16 protein-coding genes and 1 pseudogene are annotated in these 15,198 nt (G+C 69.5%); 7 read left to right on the forward strand and 10 right to left on the reverse strand.

The annotated features are described in order from the left end of the window. Positions 1-78: 78 nt before the first annotated feature. The 3 genes from AB0N14_RS28990 to AB0N14_RS29000 form a co-directional block, all read right to left on the reverse strand. On the reverse strand, positions 79-282 hold the full coding sequence (locus AB0N14_RS28990) for a cold-shock protein (RefSeq protein WP_016578941.1): 204 nt from the start codon (positions 280-282) through the stop codon (positions 79-81). Between the two features lie 259 nt (positions 283-541). Further along, positions 542-1,453, reverse strand: coding sequence for an NAD-dependent protein deacetylase (locus tag AB0N14_RS28995; RefSeq protein ID WP_366028655.1), 912 nt, complete (start codon positions 1,451-1,453; stop codon positions 542-544). Positions 1,454-1,691: 238 nt separating this feature from the next. Next, positions 1,692-3,764, reverse strand: coding sequence for a SpoIIE family protein phosphatase (locus AB0N14_RS29000; RefSeq protein ID WP_366028656.1), 2,073 nt, complete (start codon positions 3,762-3,764; stop codon positions 1,692-1,694). A gap of 277 nt (positions 3,765-4,041) precedes the next feature. Here AB0N14_RS29000 and AB0N14_RS29005 point away from each other — a divergent pair, with 277 nt between their 5' ends. Continuing rightward, positions 4,042-5,250: a PP2C family protein-serine/threonine phosphatase gene (locus AB0N14_RS29005; protein WP_366028657.1), complete on the forward strand. Its 1,209-nt coding sequence runs from the start codon at positions 4,042-4,044 to the stop codon at positions 5,248-5,250. 274 nt (positions 5,251-5,524) lie between these two features. Continuing rightward, entirely contained in the window at positions 5,525-6,265 is a 741-nt protein-coding gene (locus tag AB0N14_RS29010) for a VOC family protein (protein WP_366028658.1), read from the forward strand. A gap of 323 nt (positions 6,266-6,588) precedes the next feature. Here AB0N14_RS29010 and infA read toward each other — a convergent pair whose 3' ends face one another. Together infA and AB0N14_RS29020 are read right to left on the reverse strand one after the other, a co-directional pair. Then, the gene (gene infA, locus AB0N14_RS29015; RefSeq protein WP_366028659.1) at positions 6,589-6,813 is read right to left on the reverse strand and encodes a translation initiation factor IF-1; all 225 of its coding nucleotides are present in this window, start codon (positions 6,811-6,813) and stop codon (positions 6,589-6,591) included. A 68-nt stretch (positions 6,814-6,881) separates the two neighbouring features. Further along, the gene (locus AB0N14_RS29020) at positions 6,882-7,646 is read right to left on the reverse strand and encodes a GNAT family N-acetyltransferase (protein ID WP_366028660.1); all 765 of its coding nucleotides are present in this window, start codon (positions 7,644-7,646) and stop codon (positions 6,882-6,884) included. Between the two features lie 378 nt (positions 7,647-8,024). Here AB0N14_RS29020 and AB0N14_RS29025 point away from each other — a divergent pair, with 378 nt between their 5' ends. Beyond that, a complete protein-coding gene (locus tag AB0N14_RS29025; RefSeq protein WP_366028661.1) occupies positions 8,025-8,309 on the forward strand; it encodes a hypothetical protein in 285 nt (94 codons plus the stop codon). A 249-nt stretch (positions 8,310-8,558) separates the two neighbouring features. On the opposite strand, the pseudogene AB0N14_RS29030 reads toward AB0N14_RS29025, so the two are convergent. From AB0N14_RS29030 to AB0N14_RS29040, 3 genes and pseudogenes are all read right to left on the reverse strand, one after another. Further along, positions 8,559-8,719 (reverse strand): annotated as a pseudogene (locus AB0N14_RS29030) (IS5/IS1182 family transposase); the annotation flags it as partial. Positions 8,720-9,044: 325 nt separating this feature from the next. Further along, complete coding sequence (locus tag AB0N14_RS29035; protein ID WP_366028662.1) at positions 9,045-9,473, reverse strand: ATP-binding protein; 429 nt, start codon at positions 9,471-9,473, stop codon at positions 9,045-9,047. Between the two features lie 319 nt (positions 9,474-9,792). Beyond that, positions 9,793-10,134, reverse strand: coding sequence for a hypothetical protein (locus AB0N14_RS29040; protein WP_366028663.1), 342 nt, complete (start codon positions 10,132-10,134; stop codon positions 9,793-9,795). On the opposite strand from AB0N14_RS29040, the gene AB0N14_RS29045 reads away from it, so the two are divergent. Continuing rightward, positions 10,133-10,291 carry a hypothetical protein gene (locus tag AB0N14_RS29045; RefSeq protein WP_366028664.1) on the forward strand — a complete coding sequence of 53 codons (159 nt, stop codon included), beginning with the start codon at positions 10,133-10,135 and terminating at the stop codon, positions 10,289-10,291. The genes AB0N14_RS29040 and AB0N14_RS29045 overlap by 2 nt on opposite strands. Positions 10,292-10,441: 150 nt before the next feature. On the opposite strand, the gene AB0N14_RS29050 is transcribed toward AB0N14_RS29045, so the two are convergent. Continuing rightward, the gene (locus AB0N14_RS29050; RefSeq protein WP_366028709.1) at positions 10,442-11,182 is read right to left on the reverse strand and encodes a 3-oxoacyl-ACP reductase family protein; all 741 of its coding nucleotides are present in this window, start codon (positions 11,180-11,182) and stop codon (positions 10,442-10,444) included. Between the two features lie 447 nt (positions 11,183-11,629). Between AB0N14_RS29050 and AB0N14_RS29055 the strand changes: the two genes are divergently transcribed. From AB0N14_RS29055 to AB0N14_RS29065, 3 genes are all read left to right on the forward strand, one after another. After that, positions 11,630-12,481, forward strand: a complete 852-nt coding sequence (locus tag AB0N14_RS29055; RefSeq protein ID WP_366028665.1) for a methyltransferase domain-containing protein — start codon at positions 11,630-11,632, stop codon at positions 12,479-12,481. Between the two features lie 391 nt (positions 12,482-12,872). Continuing rightward, on the forward strand, positions 12,873-13,811 hold the full coding sequence (locus AB0N14_RS29060; protein WP_366028666.1) for a Gfo/Idh/MocA family oxidoreductase: 939 nt from the start codon (positions 12,873-12,875) through the stop codon (positions 13,809-13,811). Positions 13,812-14,191: 380 nt separating this feature from the next. Beyond that, complete coding sequence (locus AB0N14_RS29065) at positions 14,192-14,497, forward strand: hypothetical protein (RefSeq protein ID WP_366028667.1); 306 nt, start codon at positions 14,192-14,194, stop codon at positions 14,495-14,497. A 31-nt stretch (positions 14,498-14,528) separates the two neighbouring features. Here the strand turns inward: AB0N14_RS29065 and AB0N14_RS29070 are convergent, their stop codons facing one another. Continuing rightward, positions 14,529-14,732: a cold-shock protein gene (locus tag AB0N14_RS29070; protein WP_200423365.1), complete on the reverse strand. Its 204-nt coding sequence runs from the start codon at positions 14,730-14,732 to the stop codon at positions 14,529-14,531. Positions 14,733-15,198 lie beyond the last annotated feature (466 nt).

Below are 15,198 nucleotides of genomic sequence, written 5' to 3' on the forward strand. Positions count from 1 at the left end.
TGCCTTCCTGGGAACAGCACAAACCGGGGTCCGCACCACGACGGTGCGGACCCCGGTGAGCGGATACGCGTCCGGCGATCAGGCGGGGACGATGTTCTCCGCCTGCGGGCCCTTCTGGCCCTGCGTGACGTCGAAGGAGACCCGCTGGCCCTCCTGGAGCTCACGGAAGCCCTGCGACTGGATGTTCGAGTAGTGGGCGAAGACGTCGGGGCCGCCGCCGTCCTGCTGGATGAAGCCGAAACCCTTTTCGGCGTTGAACCACTTGACGGTTCCCTGTGCCATGACTTTCTCCTTCTGTAGGCAGAGGCCCCATCCGGAGATGCCGGAAAACAAATAATGCGCCTGAAGGAGAAGCATTCTCGTCAGGCGCACATAGGTTCATGGGTACCACAACTGCAACGCGAAGAGTTTAGCACGGCTCGGCGGCCCGTGGTGGATCATCGAGGCGCACACCGAGGTCCCTCAAAGCCATCGGTGACCGTGACGATGGCCTGGCCGCCGCCTTCTCTTCCACTCGGGGTGCGGTGACGCCCCACTACCGTCACGACTTCACCGAGTTCACCGCCTGGTCGTCGATGGGGATGCGCAGCCGGCCGGCCGCGGTGGCGAGGGCCGTTCCCAGCGGGAGCGCGACCCGGGTCAGGGCGTGCCGGTCGCCCCGGGTCGGATCCCGGTTGACGATCAGCACCGGCTTCCCGGCCTGGGCCGCCTGGCGGACGAACCGGAGCCCGGACATCACCGTGAGTGATGAACCCAGGACCAGCAGCGAGGCCGCTTCACGGACCAGCTTGCGGCAGTGCTCGACCCGCTGCGGCGGAACGGCCTCACCGAAGAACACCACGTCCGGTTTGAGGATGCCGCCGCAGCTCGTGCAGGGGAGCACGCGGAAGTCCCCGACCTGTTCGTCGGTGAGGTCCGCGTCACCGTCCGGGTTGATTCCTGCGGCCACCGGCTCGAAGCCCGGATTGGCCTCCTCCAGCCTGCGGGCGAGTTCGAGGCGCGGGCTGAAGGCGCCGCAGGAAAGGCAGACGACCCGGTCCAGGCTTCCGTGGAGTTCCACGACGCCCTTACTGCCGGCGGCCTGGTGCAGGCCGTCGACGTTCTGGGTGATCACACCCGAGAGCAGGCCGTGCCGCTCGAACGCGGCCACGGCCCGGTGCCCGGCGTTGGGGCGGGCGCGGCCGAAGGTGCGCCAGCCGAGGTGGCTGCGCGCCCAGTACCTGCGCCGGGCCTGGACGCTGGCGGTGAAGTCCTGGTAGGTCATCGGGGTGTGCCGGCTGAGACTCCCGCCCTTGCCCCGGTAGTCGGGGATCCCCGACTCCGTCGAGATGCCCGCTCCGCTGAGCACCAGCACACCGCCGGTGCTCAGTGCTTCGGCGACCGGCTCGAGATTCGTGGTGCCCGGCGGCACATCCTCGGCAGGGGTCCAGCTCAGAGTGGGGCGCATGCGCATGTCGCCAGGGTACGGAACAGGCCGCATCCGGTCGTTCGCACCGATCAGCAGGATGGCGCGCCGTGCTGGTGTGGCTGAGGTCCCGCCGGGCCCGCCGATCCCGGGCGTCTCGCACGGCAAGGAGGCGCAGGCCGTCGGCTTGCTCGCCGACCGCCACGGCACGCGGGCCTACGACGACGCGGAGGCGCTGGTCGCAGCGCAGCTGCGGGCAGCCAGGCGGTGGGCATGCTGTGATCCATCAGGCCTGAGCGCGGGCGACGAGCAGGGCGACGTCGTCCTCGCCGCCGGGTGGCCGCAGGATGTCCAGGAGGCGGTCGCAGACTTCTCCCAGATCCGGGCCGCGCACCTCCGTGAGGGCGCCCAGGAGGGTGTCCAAACGGACGTCGATGGGCTCGCTTCGGGTTTCGACCAGGCCGTCGGTGTAGAGGGTGAGCTGATCGCCGGGGCGGAAGGCGATGATGGTGGTCTCGAAGGGCACGCCTCCGACGCCCAGCGGCACACCGGTGGGCAGATCGAGGAGCTCCGCCGGCCGGCCGGGACGCAGTAGGGCCGGGGGCAGGTGGCCCGCGAGGCTGATGTGGCACTGGCCCTGGTCAGGGTCGTAGACGCAGTAGACGCAGGTGGTGATGGTCTGCTGGACGCTCTCGGTCAGGTGGTCGAGGTGGCGGAGGGCCTCGGCGGGGGCGAGGTCGAGTTCGGCGAAGGCGCGGGTGGCGCTGCGGAGCTGGCCCATGGTGGCGGCGGCGTTGATGCCGCTGCCCATGACATCGCCGACCACCAGGGCGGTCTTGCCCGCGTGCAGGGGTATCGCGTCGTACCAGTCGCCGCCGACCTCGCTCGTGGCGCCGGCGGGCTGGTAGCGGCAGGCGATCCGAAGGCCGGGCAGGTGTGACGGGGGCTCGGGGAGCAGGCTGCGCTGAAGGGTGAGGGCCGCGTGACGCTGGGCCTGGTACCCGCGGGCGTTGTCGATGCACACCGCCGCGCGGGAGGCCACCTCGCAGGCGAGGAAGACGTCGTCGTCATCGAAGGGCGCGGGGTTGCGCGTGCGCTTGAGGGCGATGGCGCCGAGGAGTTCGCCGCGGGCCACGAGAGGTACGGCGAGGTAGGAGTGCACACCGGCCGCCGCGAGGAGGGAGGCGGCCTCGCTATCGCGGGCGATGCGCCGCAGATCGCCAGGGGTGGTGTGGGGCACCAGGACCGGCTTGCGGGTGCGCACGCACTGGGTGATGAGGCGGTCGCTGCCGTAGGTGGCGAGTCCCCCGGGTGGGCCGACCGCGCGGACCGCATCCGTCGGGTGGGCCGCACCGATGGCGAGGACGCGGAAGCGCGTCGGACCCGAGTCCGGCACGGCCCGACCGTAGAGCAGGCTGTGGAGTACGTCGACGGTGGCCATGTCGGCCAGATCCGGTACGACGGCCTCGGCCAGCTCATGCGCTGTCGTCTCCAGATCGAGGGTGGTGCCCACGGAGGCGGAGACCTTGGCGATCAGGGCGAGGCGCTGCCGTGCCTGTGCCGCATCGATGGCGGCTCGGTGTCGCTCGGTGATGTCGATGACGAAATAGGCCATGCCCAGCACCCGCCCGGCGGAATCCTCCAGCCGGTAGTAGGAGACGGACCAGGCATGCTCGTGATCGGGGTCGCCGGGGGGACGACAGACGATGTGCCGGTCCACGACTGGTTCCCCCGTATCGAGGACACGGCGGAAACGTGCCTCGACATTCCCCGTGTCCAGAAAGGTCAGTACCTCACCGGCCGACCGCCCGACCCGCTCGGCGGCAGGCAGGCCGGTGATGCGTTCCAGCGCCGGATTCACGGTCACGTAACGCAGCTCCGTATCCAGGATGGCCAGTCCGATCGGGGACTGGGACACCAGACGCGCGGTCAGGGCGACGTCCCGCTCGACCCGCCGCACCGTCGCCTGGTCCGCGGCCAGGCCCAGGGCATACGTCTCACCGCGGTCGTCGAGCAGCCGCATGTTGCGGAACTCCACCAGGCGGGTGCTGCCGTCCTTGTGCCGGATCGGGAACGCCCCGGCCCATTCGGCGCCCGATTCCATGACCTCGGCGAAAAGCTTGACCACCTCTTCCCAGTGCTCCTCATGGACCATCAGCCGCGCGGCGAACCGGCCCAGCGCCTCCGCCGCGGTGTAGCCGAACAATTCCTCGGCCTGGGGGCTCCAGAACACCACCTGCCCGTTCGCATCCAGCACCACGGCAGCGACGCTCAGGAGGTCGAGCAGACCACTCGGCGGGGCGGCAGGACTGGCCACCGGCTGGTCTCGGTCTGCTCTGGAGGAGTCCGCTGTGCCCATGCGCCGAACCTCCTGCCCCACTCGGTAGCCCGGATCGCGCCGAAGCGTGGCCGCTGCCTCCCTTCATAGTCGCCCCAGGCCGAGGCGGCACATCCTGGATCGGCCCGTTGGGCCGGGACCGGACGGGATGTGCGATGGGGGAGAGCTTGACTCGAGGTGGTGTCCCGGGGGAGCTCGGCTGACCGCCCTGGCCGACGTTCTCACGCTCGCCGCGATCGTGCCTGACGTGAGAGGGGACTGGATCGGTGTGAGACTGGGCAGGGAAGGGGTGATCCCTGTGTCGGACCCACCGCACGCGTCCGTTGGTCCCGACACCGCGGTTGACGAGCATCAGCTGGAAGAACTGATCATCGAGGCGCAGACGGCCCTGCCATTCGAACTGTCCGCGCTGGCGAACCGGTGCGCCTCGGCCCTCGGCCTGGACACCGTGTTGATCTACCTCGCCGACCTGCAGCAACGGCTGCTCATCCCACTCGATGAGGCCTTGAAGCCCCTGCCGGTGGACCGTTCGTCGGCCGGCTGGGCGTACCGTACGGTCTCCCCGCGGGTGGCCGACGCCGACGACGGCTTGATCGTCTGGATGCCTCTGGTGGACGGTGCGGAGCGGCTGGGCGTGCTGGCGGTGCGGACCGCCTCGCTCGACGGGGTGCGGATGCGCCGAAGCCGGATGCTGGCCCATCTGTTCGCCATGCTGATCACCTCCAAGCGCGCCTACAGCGACTGGCTCGCCGCCCGAACCCGCACCGCGACCATGCGGTTGCCCGCCGAGATGCTGCGGGCCTTCCTGCCACCCCGCACCGTCGGCAGCAGGAGGTGCGTCTCCACCGCGGTTCTCGAACCGGCGTACGAGATCGCCGGGGACGCCTTCGACCACTCGGTGGTCAAGAACGTGCTGCACACCATGGTCCTCGACGGCATGGGTCACGATCTGACCGCCGGCCTGACCACGTCGGTCGCGATGGCGGCTGCGCGCAACGCCCGCCGCGGCGGTGGCGACCTGGCCGACGTCGTCGGCTCCGTCGACCAGGCGCTCGCCCGGTGGCTGCCCGACCAGTTCTGCACCGGCGTGCTGTGTCGGCTCGACGCGGAGGCCGGGCTGCTGCGCTGGGTCAATTGCGGTCACCCCCCACCGCTGTTGATCCGTGGCGAACGGGTGCTCGCCGGAGCGCTGGACAGCCCCCCGCAGCCGCCGATCGGCCTGGCCGGCACACTCGCCCCGGCAGCCCGGCAGGTCCACGAGACGGCACTGGAACCGGGCGACTGCGTCCTGCTCTACACCGACGGTGTCGTTGAGGCTCGTGACGCGGACGGCGCGGAGTTCGGACTCGACCGGTTCACTGACTTCATCATCCGCTCCTCTGCCGCCGGCCAGCGCCCGGCCGAGGTGCTGCGGCTGCTCATCCACGCCATCCTCGACTACCAGCGCAACCAACTCCGGGACGACGTGACCATCCTGCTCTTCGAATGGCACCCGCAGTTCCGGTGACGCGGTATTGCGCCGAACCTCGCTGTTCTCGTGCGCCGTCTTCGGCCGGGTCGGATACTCGGTCGGCACCTCCTTCTGAGCGCAGCCGCCCACAGCCGGAGTTGTCACCACCCGACGGCGGGCTGCCATCATGCGGCTGGCCCTCACGGTGGGACGTTCAGCGACAGTTGGCCGTGCGCAGCGATAGTTGGACCGTTGTCGTGAGCGAGTTGATCGCTGTGCGGCGACGGTACCTGCGCATGTCGTTGCACAGCGGGTGCATAGGATCGTCGGCATGGCACTGCGACCTGTTCAGGTGAACATAAAGGCTCTTGATCACTCGGCAGTCGGCCGGTTCTGGGCGGAGGCGCTCGGCTGGAGTGCTTACAGCCCCGGCGTGACCACCTACGTAGGACCCGTCGGCGGCCTCGTTTGGCCGGACCCGGTCGCCGTCTGCATCGACGTCGTTCCCGTCCCGGAACCCAGGACGACAACAAAGAACCGTGTGCACCTCGATCTCGCCACCACCTCAGCCGCCCATCAGGCGGAGTTGGTCGCGCGCCTCCAGGCTCTCGGCGCGACGCCCGCCCACGTGGGCCAGGGCAACGTGCCGTGGACGGTCCTCGCCGACCCCGAGGGCAACGAGTTCTGCGTGCTGGAGCCTCGGCAGATCTGCCGGGACACCGGGCCGATCGCCGCGGTGGTGGTCGACTGCGCGGATCCGCGGGCCATGGCCCGGTTCTGGCACGAGGCGATGGACTGGTCCCTGCACGAGGTGACCGGCGATCATGCGGTGTTGCGCTCCGCCAACAGTGTGGGCCCGTATCTCGAGTTCCTCCGCACGCCCGGCGTGAAGACCGTGCCGGACCGCGTCCATCTTGACCTGCTGCCGTACCCCGGTGACGACAAAGCAGCGGAGGTGGCCCGGCTGCGGGCCCTCGGCGCCACCGACCTGGACCTCGGCCAGGGCGACGTCCCGTGGACGTGCATGGCCGACCCGGAGGGCCACGAGTTCTGTGTCCTCGCCCTGTCCTGACGCGGAGCCTCAATCCCCCCGGACGCGTGAGCGTTGTGTGGCTCATGTGACATGACCCCGACACGGGTACGCCGCCCGACCGGGTGGGTTGGGCTGCGGCGTCTCGGTCGAGTCGTGCGACGAGAGCTTGCGCGTCGGCAGCGAGATCAGCTCGCTCGCCGACCACAACACTCAACCCACGAGCGCATGGTGCACGGCCTGGCGGCCGGTACCCGCGACGGGGTCTTGTTCACCGACGATTGAGCACGACTCGATACGCGCCACAGCGGCAACGGCGGCCGATGCGCGCGCCCGGGCTCTCCCGGGCGCGCGCTTCCCGCTGCTCAGGTCCGGTACCGGTAGAGGATCCTGCCGCGGGTCAGGTCATACGGGCTGAGCTCCACGACCACTCGGTCGAACGGGAGGATCTTGATGTAATTTTTCCGGATCTTCCCGCTGATGTGCGCGAGTACGTGGTGCCCGTTCTGCAGCTCCACCTTGAAGGTGGCGTTGCGCAGGCATTCGAGGACGGTGCCCTCGACTTCCAGGCCCTTTGCTGTCCTTGCCAATGTGTCTCGCTTCTCGATTCGGTGAGTTGAGTGGGGTCGGTCGGGTCGTTTCGGTGCGTGAGCAGGCGTCAGCGGCGCACCAGTTCCAGGTAGCTGCTCGATCGCCGCGCGCCGACGCCCTCGACGAGCGCAATCGCCGCGGAGTTGGATTCGTCCACCTCGGCCCAGGCGGAGCCGATCCCGTTCCGGTGCAGTGCGCCCAACGCGTGGGCCAGCAGTGCCCGCCCGATGCCGTGTCGGCGCTGGTCGGCCCGTATCGCGATCAGCCCGATCCGCGCCCGGCTGCGCACCGGCACGACCCGGACCAGACCGACGTACTCTCCGTTACGGACCGCCGTCGCGTACTTCGACGGGTCCACCAGCGTGGACCCGGCCGGGCCGGGCAGCACCTCGGCCGGCATGGTGCGCCAGCCGACGGTGGCTTCGACTTCCTCTCGAATCGTGCGGTCCAACGCGCGCAGCAGGTTCTCGTCCGCCTCGCCGGCGGGCAGGATCGTCACACCCGCCGGGAGGTGCAGTTCGCCGAGCCCGGTTTCGCGCGAGTCGGTGGGCAGGACGTACTCCCACTCACGGCGTCCGACGGTGAAGCCGAGCCGCTCCCAGCTCGACTTGAGGTCGTGGTCGGCCTCGCCGACCAAGGTGTAGAGCGGCTGAGGCAAGCCCGCCAGCATCGCGGCGGCGAGCTGGTCGAAGATCGCGTCCTGCCATACGTCGATGCTGATGAAGAGCCGCCCGTCGGGCCGATGCGAGACATCACCCTGGCCGACGATCCGATCGTCGGCCACGGCCTCCCACTGCGCCTCCGCGACCCGTGTGATCCTCACAGTGTTCATAGGTGTTCGCCTTTCAGGAGTGCCTTGTTGGAGAAGCGCTCCCGACGACACCTAGATCAGTCGCACACCGTGACGGAAGGAGGGAGCACCCACCTCGATACAGCGTTCACGGGTCTCACCTCCTCTGGCGGAGTCACGGTCAACTGCAAGCTACCAGCTGGATCATCAGCCCGCCCAACCCTTTTCCCAGCCATGTGATCGGAACTCCAGACAGGCCCTGGCTCTGGGTGAAATGGCCGACCAGTGTTGAACACCGGCCGCTCATCAGCGCACTTCACACCGTCTCTGGCCAACTATCGTTGGATGTCGGAGGCATGGGCACCGTGTCCCCCCGAGCGGCGTGTTCCTCGGGGAGCGGCCGGGTATCACTTTCGGGCGGTGGGGGACCCTCCTGCCGCGGGAGGGGGTGTCACGGTCAGCAAACTCCGCATCCTGGACAGAACCCGCCTGATCGGCCTGCTGATCACGGTGCCTGTGGTCGCGATCGACATTCCCCTGGCCGCGCCGGCGTTCCGCGACCACGTGCTCTGGGCGTACGGCCTCTTCGAGCTCCTGTTCTGTGTACCGCTCGCCAGCATCGCCATGTTGATCATGGGCGATCACTTCGAGGAGCCTGGGGGCGACACCAAGGGGGATGACGAGGCCGGCCTCGGAGGTCTCTAGCGCTGCGACCGGACAGGTTTGCCGGGCCGGTGGGTGTTCCCCCTCTGACTGCGCTCTGCTCTCCGTCTAGGGGAGGGTCCTGCCCGATAAGTCAACTGGCCGTGTCAGGCCTGGTGTTGCTGGCGGTGTGCGGAGTGTACGGGGGTGTACGCAGTGGTGGGTGGGCTGTGGTGGATCCGTGACCGTACCGACCGGGCTGCTGCCGCTCGCCTGGACGCGGCGCTTGGCCCCGGCCCGGCCGAACTCCGGCGGCCGGCCAGCGTGAGAGCCGCGCTCCTTGCGGTTGCGCGCCTGGTCCGGCTTGTCCGTGATGGTGCAGCCGTGCCACGCCGCCGCAGGCAGGGGCGGTTGGCGCGGGAGGCGTACGCCCTGTCCGCGCGGACCCGCCTCGGCCGGGCGCGGGGCCTGCCAGGACCGGGCGGGGAACCCGGACGCGGCCGAGGACGACCTCGAACCCGCACAACCGTGGAGTCGACGTTGAGGTCCCCGGTGATCAGGTCTTCGGCGTCGGCCCGCCCCTGTAATTCGGTGGAGATCCGAGCGGCGGGTGAGGCGGCGCGAGACGAGGCATCCGAGCAGGACGACGGCGGCGTTCGTTCCCGGATGCTCCCGGCAGACGGGTACCGGCCATATGCCCGACGCCTAACGGACGGAGAGCATCAAGTCGCCGCGGGTCTTCCGGTGTCCCTGCTGCCCTTGGCCGACGCCACGGTGGACTGGAGGCCCCCGCGCCGATCAGGAGTCGTCCGGCTCCCGGGCGGAAACCGGCGGGCGGAAGCAGGCATGGACGATCTTGCCGTCGGGGCAGGGTCGTGCCTGCCAGTCGTCGGCGAGGGCGTCCACCAGCAGCATGCCCCGCCCGCCGAGTTGCTCGGTGCTCGGTGGACGAGGGGTGGGCAGGTCCGTGGAGTTGTCGTGTACGGCGACGTGGAGACAGCGCGTGTCCCAGGTCAGCATCAGCTGCGCGGAGCTGTGCGCGTGCAGGTGCGCGTTGGTCACCAGTTCCGAAACGGTCAGGAGTACGGCCTCCACCGTCTGCGGCGCGCTGTCCGTCCAGCCCAGCGACTCCATATGTGCGCGCGCCCAGTCCCGGGCGGTCTTGACCTCGCTGTTCAACGGCAGGGAGCGTGCCCACCCCACTGCCTTCACCGACGAACCACTCACGGTGTCCCTCCCTGTGGTCGATGTGCCGGACCCGAGTACCCGTTCGGCACGCCTTGACGCGGGCCGGCCGTCTCGACGCCACGTCACCTAGGCTCGCTGCAAGATCGTCGGTTCATGTCTGCCATGGATGGTGGAGGCGAGGGCCAGGGACTCGCCCGGGTACTGTGGCACCGTGGAGGGAAGCCGGGTCCGTCATTCACCCCGTGGTGACAGACCCGGCTTCTTTCATGCCCGCTTGCAAACGACTCCGGGGTCGTCTTCGTGGCTCTTTGCGAACCCCGATCCCGAGGAGGGTGCAGCCTGCCAGGGAGACGGTCGGCTACAGGTACTCGTACGCGTCGTTGCCGTTCCACCAGCCGCTGATCTTCCATGAACTCCAGACCATGGGCCGGCAGATGCTCACCTTGACCCGGGTCCCCGCGGTGCGCGGCGAGTCGCCGATCTTTCCGACCCCACGGACGCAGGCGGTGGAGCCCAGGTTCATGACCCGCATGCCGATGCTGCTCTGGGTCCGCCCGTTGTAGATACGACGGCACTCGGTGTAGGCGAGCCGAGCGTTCCACCTCTTGATCCCGTGGCTCCAGCACTGCTGGCTGGTGACACCCGCCGGGAGGGCGTGCGCCGTCGCACCGTCCGGGGCATCGGCCCAGGAAACGCCCATGGGCACGGTGTGGGCCGTCCCCAAGGGTGGGAAGCTCGGAACGGATCTGAACCGCGACACCCTGGCCGCCGCGCTCTACGAGGGGGGCGTGCGCCCCGTGCGTCAGATTGCCATCGACGACACCTGGTCGGCGCTCCGGTTCCGACCCGGCGACTGAACTTCGGCAGCACTGCACAAGACGGTGGTTGCTGTGTCGTCATAGCGACCGCGGTATCAAGGTGAGTTGGCCGCTTGCTTCACATCACGTGGAGGCCGGCCCCTTGCAGGCCGGCCTCTCAACTTGGTTGCGAAGTCGAGCTCGCGTGGGTCAGGCGGTGAAGCCGCCGTCGACGTGGATCGAGGCTCCGGTGATGTACCTGCCGTCCGCACTTGCCAGGTGGGCGACGGTGGCCGCGATCTCGGCCGCTTCCGCATAGCGGCCGACAGCGGTGAAGCCGGCGATCATCTCGGCGTTCGGCCCGTCGGCGGGGTTGGCGTCCGTATCGGTGGGGCCCGGGTGCACCAGATTGACGGTGACTCCACGCGGGCCGAGTTCTCGGGCCAAGGCCTTGGTCATCCCGACGAGAGCCGTCTTGCTCATCGAGTACAGCGCCAGTCCGGGGAAGACCGCACGTTCGGCGACATTGCTGCCGATGCAGATGATGCGGCCGCCCTGGCTCATGTGACGCACTGCCGCCTGGGACGCGGCGAACGGTGCCCGGACGTTCACCGCCAGGGTGCGCTCGATCTCTGCCGGTCCCAGGTCCTCAAGTGGGCCGACGAGGAAGACGCCGGCGTTGTTGACCAGGATGTCGAGTCTGCCGAACATCGCGGCGGCCTCGTCCACCGCGGCGGTGAGTGCCTCAGGTACCGCACTGTCGGCCTGGATGGCCAGTGCCCGGCGCCCGCTGGCCTTGATCTGCTCCACCACCTCGGTGGCGCGCTCCGCGCTCTTCTCATAGGTCAGGACGACATCGGCGCCTTCTTCGGCCAGTCGTAACGCCACAGCGGCACCGATGCCGCGGCTTCCGCCCGTGATCAAAGCCACGCTTCCCTCAAGTCGGTTCATGGGCTCGAGCATTGCGGACCCCACCGTTGGGCGCTGGCGGGAAACCGACCTGGCGTTCGGCCTGCGGAAGGGCAACACCATCCCTCATCACGAAACCGCACTGGAGTACTGGGGCGCCTATCGAGACGTGATCAATAGGTGGTCTGTGAGGTCCTTGATCAACGCCGTCGCCGCTCCGCGGGCAGCGGGCGTGTCTCTCAAGTCCGGCAGGGCATGCGGGGCTTCGCCGATGCTCGTAGACTCATGGCGTGGCATTCATGAGCACCCCGCACTGCTGCTTCCTGTGATCGGAAGGCGTTGAGGGCGAGGCCGGACGGCGTCGCCCTCTTTGGTGTGCCTGCTGCGTGTACCACGGTCCCGGTGCTGCCCGTTGTTTCCTGAGGCAGCGACGTTCTGAGTACGCGTGCAGGCACGGTCTCTTCCCCTCACGCTTGCCAGGAGTGCCTCGTGCCCGTGTTTCCTCCCCCTACCCTCGAACTGTCTCTCGACGTGCTGCGCTGCCCAACGTGCCGTACACGCCGCCTGCATCCCGACCGCGCCGCACTGCGCTGCCCGGCGGGTCACGCCTTCGATATCGCCCGCCACGGCTACGCCGGCCTGCTGACGGGCACCCGTGCCACCAGCGGCGACGATGCAGCCATGGCCCGGGCCCGGCACCGATTCCTGTCCACCGGCACGTATGCGCCCATCCGCGAAGTCGCGGCCCGCCTGGCGGCCGACGCCGTGCCTGAGCAGGCCACGGTTCTGGACGTGGGGTGCGGCACGGGCTACTACCTGGCCGGCGTGCTCGACCAGTTGCCCGACGCCCGCGGTCTGGGTCTGGACACGTCGGTGCGCGCGCTGCGCTCGGCAGCTCGTGCCCACGAACGAGCCGCCGCGGCGGCCTGGGACGTCTTCCGCCCCTTCCCGCTGGCCGACGGGGTGGCCGATGTCGTGTTGGACGTGTTCGCCCCGCGTAACCCGGCCGAGTTCCACCGAGTGCTCCGGCCGACTGGCCGGTTGATCGTGGTGCGTCCTACCGGACGGCACCTGGCCGAGCTGCGCGGTCGACTGCCTGCGATGGTCGCGGTCGACGCGGCCGAGGAACAGCGCCTGCACCGGGCACTGGATCCTTTCTTTGAGGCCGCCGTTACTGAAAAGGTGGAGTACCCCGCGACCCTGGCCGGGCTGGAGGCCGTGGACTTGGTGGCGATGACGCCGAGCGCACGCCACTTGAGCCGTGCAGACCTGAGCGATGACACCCTCCTGCCCGAGCAGGTAACGGTCTCCGTGCTGGTCACCGCCTACCAGCTTCGGTGACCACGAGCGGGCGCATGCGCTCGGGGTCCCCGACACCGTGGCGGCGGTCGCCCGCTTCCTGCCCCACCTCTGAGGTCGTCCAGGAGCTGAGTTTCGGTCCGAAGCTGACCCGATACCTTCGTCTTCCGAGATGGCCTCATCCAGGCCCAGACCGTCCGGTACACCCTGGTCGCCGGCGACTGATCAGCAGTTCGTCGGGCCGCCGAATCCGGTTGTCGGGCCATCGCCGCGCCGACGGCCGACCGCTGCCGATGCTGGATTCTGCCACCCACTGGTCGCTCCTCCCTCACGGGAGGGCGCATTGTTGCCGGTAGGTGTGGCACGCTCGGCCATGACCGGACGTTCCATGCGCCGGTTGTCACCTTGATCGTCAGAGTGGAGAGGCAACGGCATGCGCATCGGGCTGCTCGGTACCGGCCCCTGGGCTCAGGCAGCCCACGCACCCGCGTTGAGCGGGCATGACGGACTGGACTTCGTGGGCGTGTGGGGGCGCCGGGCGAGCGCGGCCAGGGAGCTGGCCGACCGCCACGGCACGCGGGCCTACGACGACGTGGACGCACTGCTCGCCGACGTGGACGCCGTCGCCGTGGCTCTGCCTCCTGACGTGCAGGCCGAGCTGGCACTGCGAGCCGCGCGGGCGGGGTGTCACCTGCTGCTCGACAAGCCCCTGGCCGCGACGGTGGCGCAGGGACAGGCAGTGCTCGACGCCGTGCGGAAGGCGGGCGTGGCCTCGGTGGTCTTCTTCACGACCCGCTTCCAGACCGAGCCGGAGGCCTGGATCGCAGAACAGGCCGGCCTGGGGGGCTGGTTCACCGCTCAGGCGCAGTGGCTGGGCGCGGTGTTCACCGGTGACAGCCCCTTCGCGGCCTCGCCATGGCGGCGGGAAAAGGGTGCCCTGTGGGATGTCGGGCCGCACGCACTGTCCGTGCTACTGCCGGTGCTGGGCGATGTAAGGCGAGTGGCAGCCGCTGCGCACGGTCCCGCAGACACCGTCCATGTGGTCCTCGACCATGTCGGCGGCGCCTCCAGCACCATGACGCTGAGCCTCACGGCGCCGCCCGCGGCGGCGGGAGCGGCCGTCGAGCTGCGCGGAGAGGCCGGGGTGGCGTTGCTTCCGGAGAGTTCAGGCGGCGTGGTCCCGGCCCTCGGCCGGGCGGTGGACGCCCTGTGCGCCGCCACCCGCTCCGGCCGGCCGCATCCCTGCGACGCCGCGTTCGGTCTGCGGGTGACCGAGATAATTGCGGAAGCCGAGCACCTTCTGCGCCCGTCCGCGGGCGATGCTCCCGGGGACGGGCGGTTCATGCGTGGTGCGCCGACGGCGCAGCGCTGAACTTCGTCGTGCGCTTTCCATCCGGACTTCGAGCGGTCCGTGGAAGACGGCTGGGGCAGTATCTGCTCAGCTGCTGCGCGTGTGTCAGGTGTCGCCATGAGGTCGCTCGACCTCGGCATCGATGCCGAGGCGCGGTCGGACGGCGCGCTTGAGCAGTGCGCGCAGCTGGCTGCGAGCGAGTCTGGCGGCGTCGGCCAGGGTGGTGCCGCGGCGAGAACCACGGGAGCGTGGGGGGAGTCGAGTCCGGGTTTGCCGGGGCCGTGGAAGGCCGCGAGGGCGGCCGGGTAGCATGGCCATCCATCGTTGAACGTCACGCACCCGTCGCGCCGGCCCGTTCCCGCTGCGGCGGCGACCTCCTGCTGCACTGGCACGGCCCGCTGATGACCGGCACCTGGATGGAGCTCTTCCCGGCCTGCTGGCCTGCAACGCCCGCCGTCCCGCCGCCCGGCATCAGCGGTGCTGGGTCCAACAAGGCCCTGGTCCAGCTCGGCTGGGAAGGCCGGCGCCGGGTGCGCGTCGCCGCCGAACTCGGCATCGACGCCGACCCGGACGCCGTCGACCCGCGGCTGCTGATCGTCCTGGAACGTGTCAACCGGCCCCCTGGGGCAGTCGGCCCGCTGCTGGGACAAGCTCCGAGAACGCCGGCAGCGGCTCCGGCGACACCGGCTCGGAGTGCGTTCAGCTGACAGACGCTCTGGCGTAAGTCGGTGTCATAGCTCAGGCCGGCGTGACGTTCTCGGCCTGCGGCCCCTTCTGCCCCTGAGTGACGTCGAAGCGGACTTTCTGGCCCTCATGCAGTTCCCGGTAGCCGCCACCGGTGATGGCCGAGTAGTGCACGAACACGTCCGGGCCGCCGCCGTCCTGCTCGATGAAGCCGAAGCCCTTTTCCGCGTTGAACCACTTCACCGTACCGGTGGCCATGTCGGTCTCCCTCATCAATCATCGGGCGGCGCAGCACCGTGCCACGCGGCCGTAGGTTGGATCATCGCGGACCACCCGGGTGCTGGAAAGGAGAAACGCCCGGGAGCCAGGGCATCGACGCCGGCAAGAAAATCAAAGGACGCAAACGAGGGTGGCTCGATCCAGGCGGCGAGCGCGAGCACGACGTCCGGGTCGGCCTGCGCCAGGCGCACCACGTGGCCCGTTTCGAAGCCTGGCGCGGCACTCCAGCCGCGAGCCCCGCACGGGGTCCCGCTTCCGGTCTCCATCGGAAGCGGGGCCCGTGCCCCCTTTCCCGTCCGCGCGCACGGGCCGGCCCCCGGGCACGCTCGTGCGGGTGACGGGCGGCAACTCCATTGACCACGGCGGCCGGTGAACATCAGGCTCTGATGGTTGGCGATCTGCGCGTTGTTCCATGCTGCTTGCTCATCAAACAGGGCGCCGGGCG

Origin of the sequence: Streptomyces sp. NPDC051104, from assembly GCF_040682835.1 — a bacterium.
GTDB lineage: Bacteria > Actinomycetota > Actinomycetes > Streptomycetales > Streptomycetaceae > Streptomyces > Streptomyces cynarae.

Bases quoted from the DNA above. Each gene is read 5' to 3' on its own strand.
- AB0N14_RS29010 (WP_366028658.1), top strand. From the start codon at position 5,525: ATGGCACTGCGACCTGTTCAGGTGAACATAAAGGCTCTTGATCACTCG.
- AB0N14_RS29060 (WP_366028666.1), top strand. From the start codon at position 12,873: ATGCGCATCGGGCTGCTCGGTACCGGCCCCTGGGCTCAGGCAGCCCAC.
- AB0N14_RS29020 (WP_366028660.1), bottom strand. From the start codon at position 7,646: ATGAACACTGTGAGGATCACACGGGTCGCGGAGGCGCAGTGGGAGGCC.
- AB0N14_RS29000 (WP_366028656.1), bottom strand. From the start codon at position 3,764: ATGGGCACAGCGGACTCCTCCAGAGCAGACCGAGACCAGCCGGTGGCC.
- AB0N14_RS29040 (WP_366028663.1), bottom strand. From the start codon at position 10,134: ATGGGCGTTTCCTGGGCCGATGCCCCGGACGGTGCGACGGCGCACGCC.
- AB0N14_RS29065 (WP_366028667.1), top strand. From the start codon at position 14,192: ATGACCGGCACCTGGATGGAGCTCTTCCCGGCCTGCTGGCCTGCAACG.
- AB0N14_RS28990 (WP_016578941.1), bottom strand. From the start codon at position 282: ATGGCACAGGGAACCGTCAAGTGGTTCAACGCCGAAAAGGGTTTCGGC.
- AB0N14_RS29050 (WP_366028709.1), bottom strand. From the start codon at position 11,182: ATGAACCGACTTGAGGGAAGCGTGGCTTTGATCACGGGCGGAAGCCGC.
- AB0N14_RS29070 (WP_200423365.1), bottom strand. From the start codon at position 14,732: ATGGCCACCGGTACGGTGAAGTGGTTCAACGCGGAAAAGGGCTTCGGC.
- AB0N14_RS28995 (WP_366028655.1), bottom strand. From the start codon at position 1,453: ATGCGCATGCGCCCCACTCTGAGCTGGACCCCTGCCGAGGATGTGCCG.
- AB0N14_RS29045 (WP_366028664.1), top strand. From the start codon at position 10,133: ATGGGCACGGTGTGGGCCGTCCCCAAGGGTGGGAAGCTCGGAACGGAT.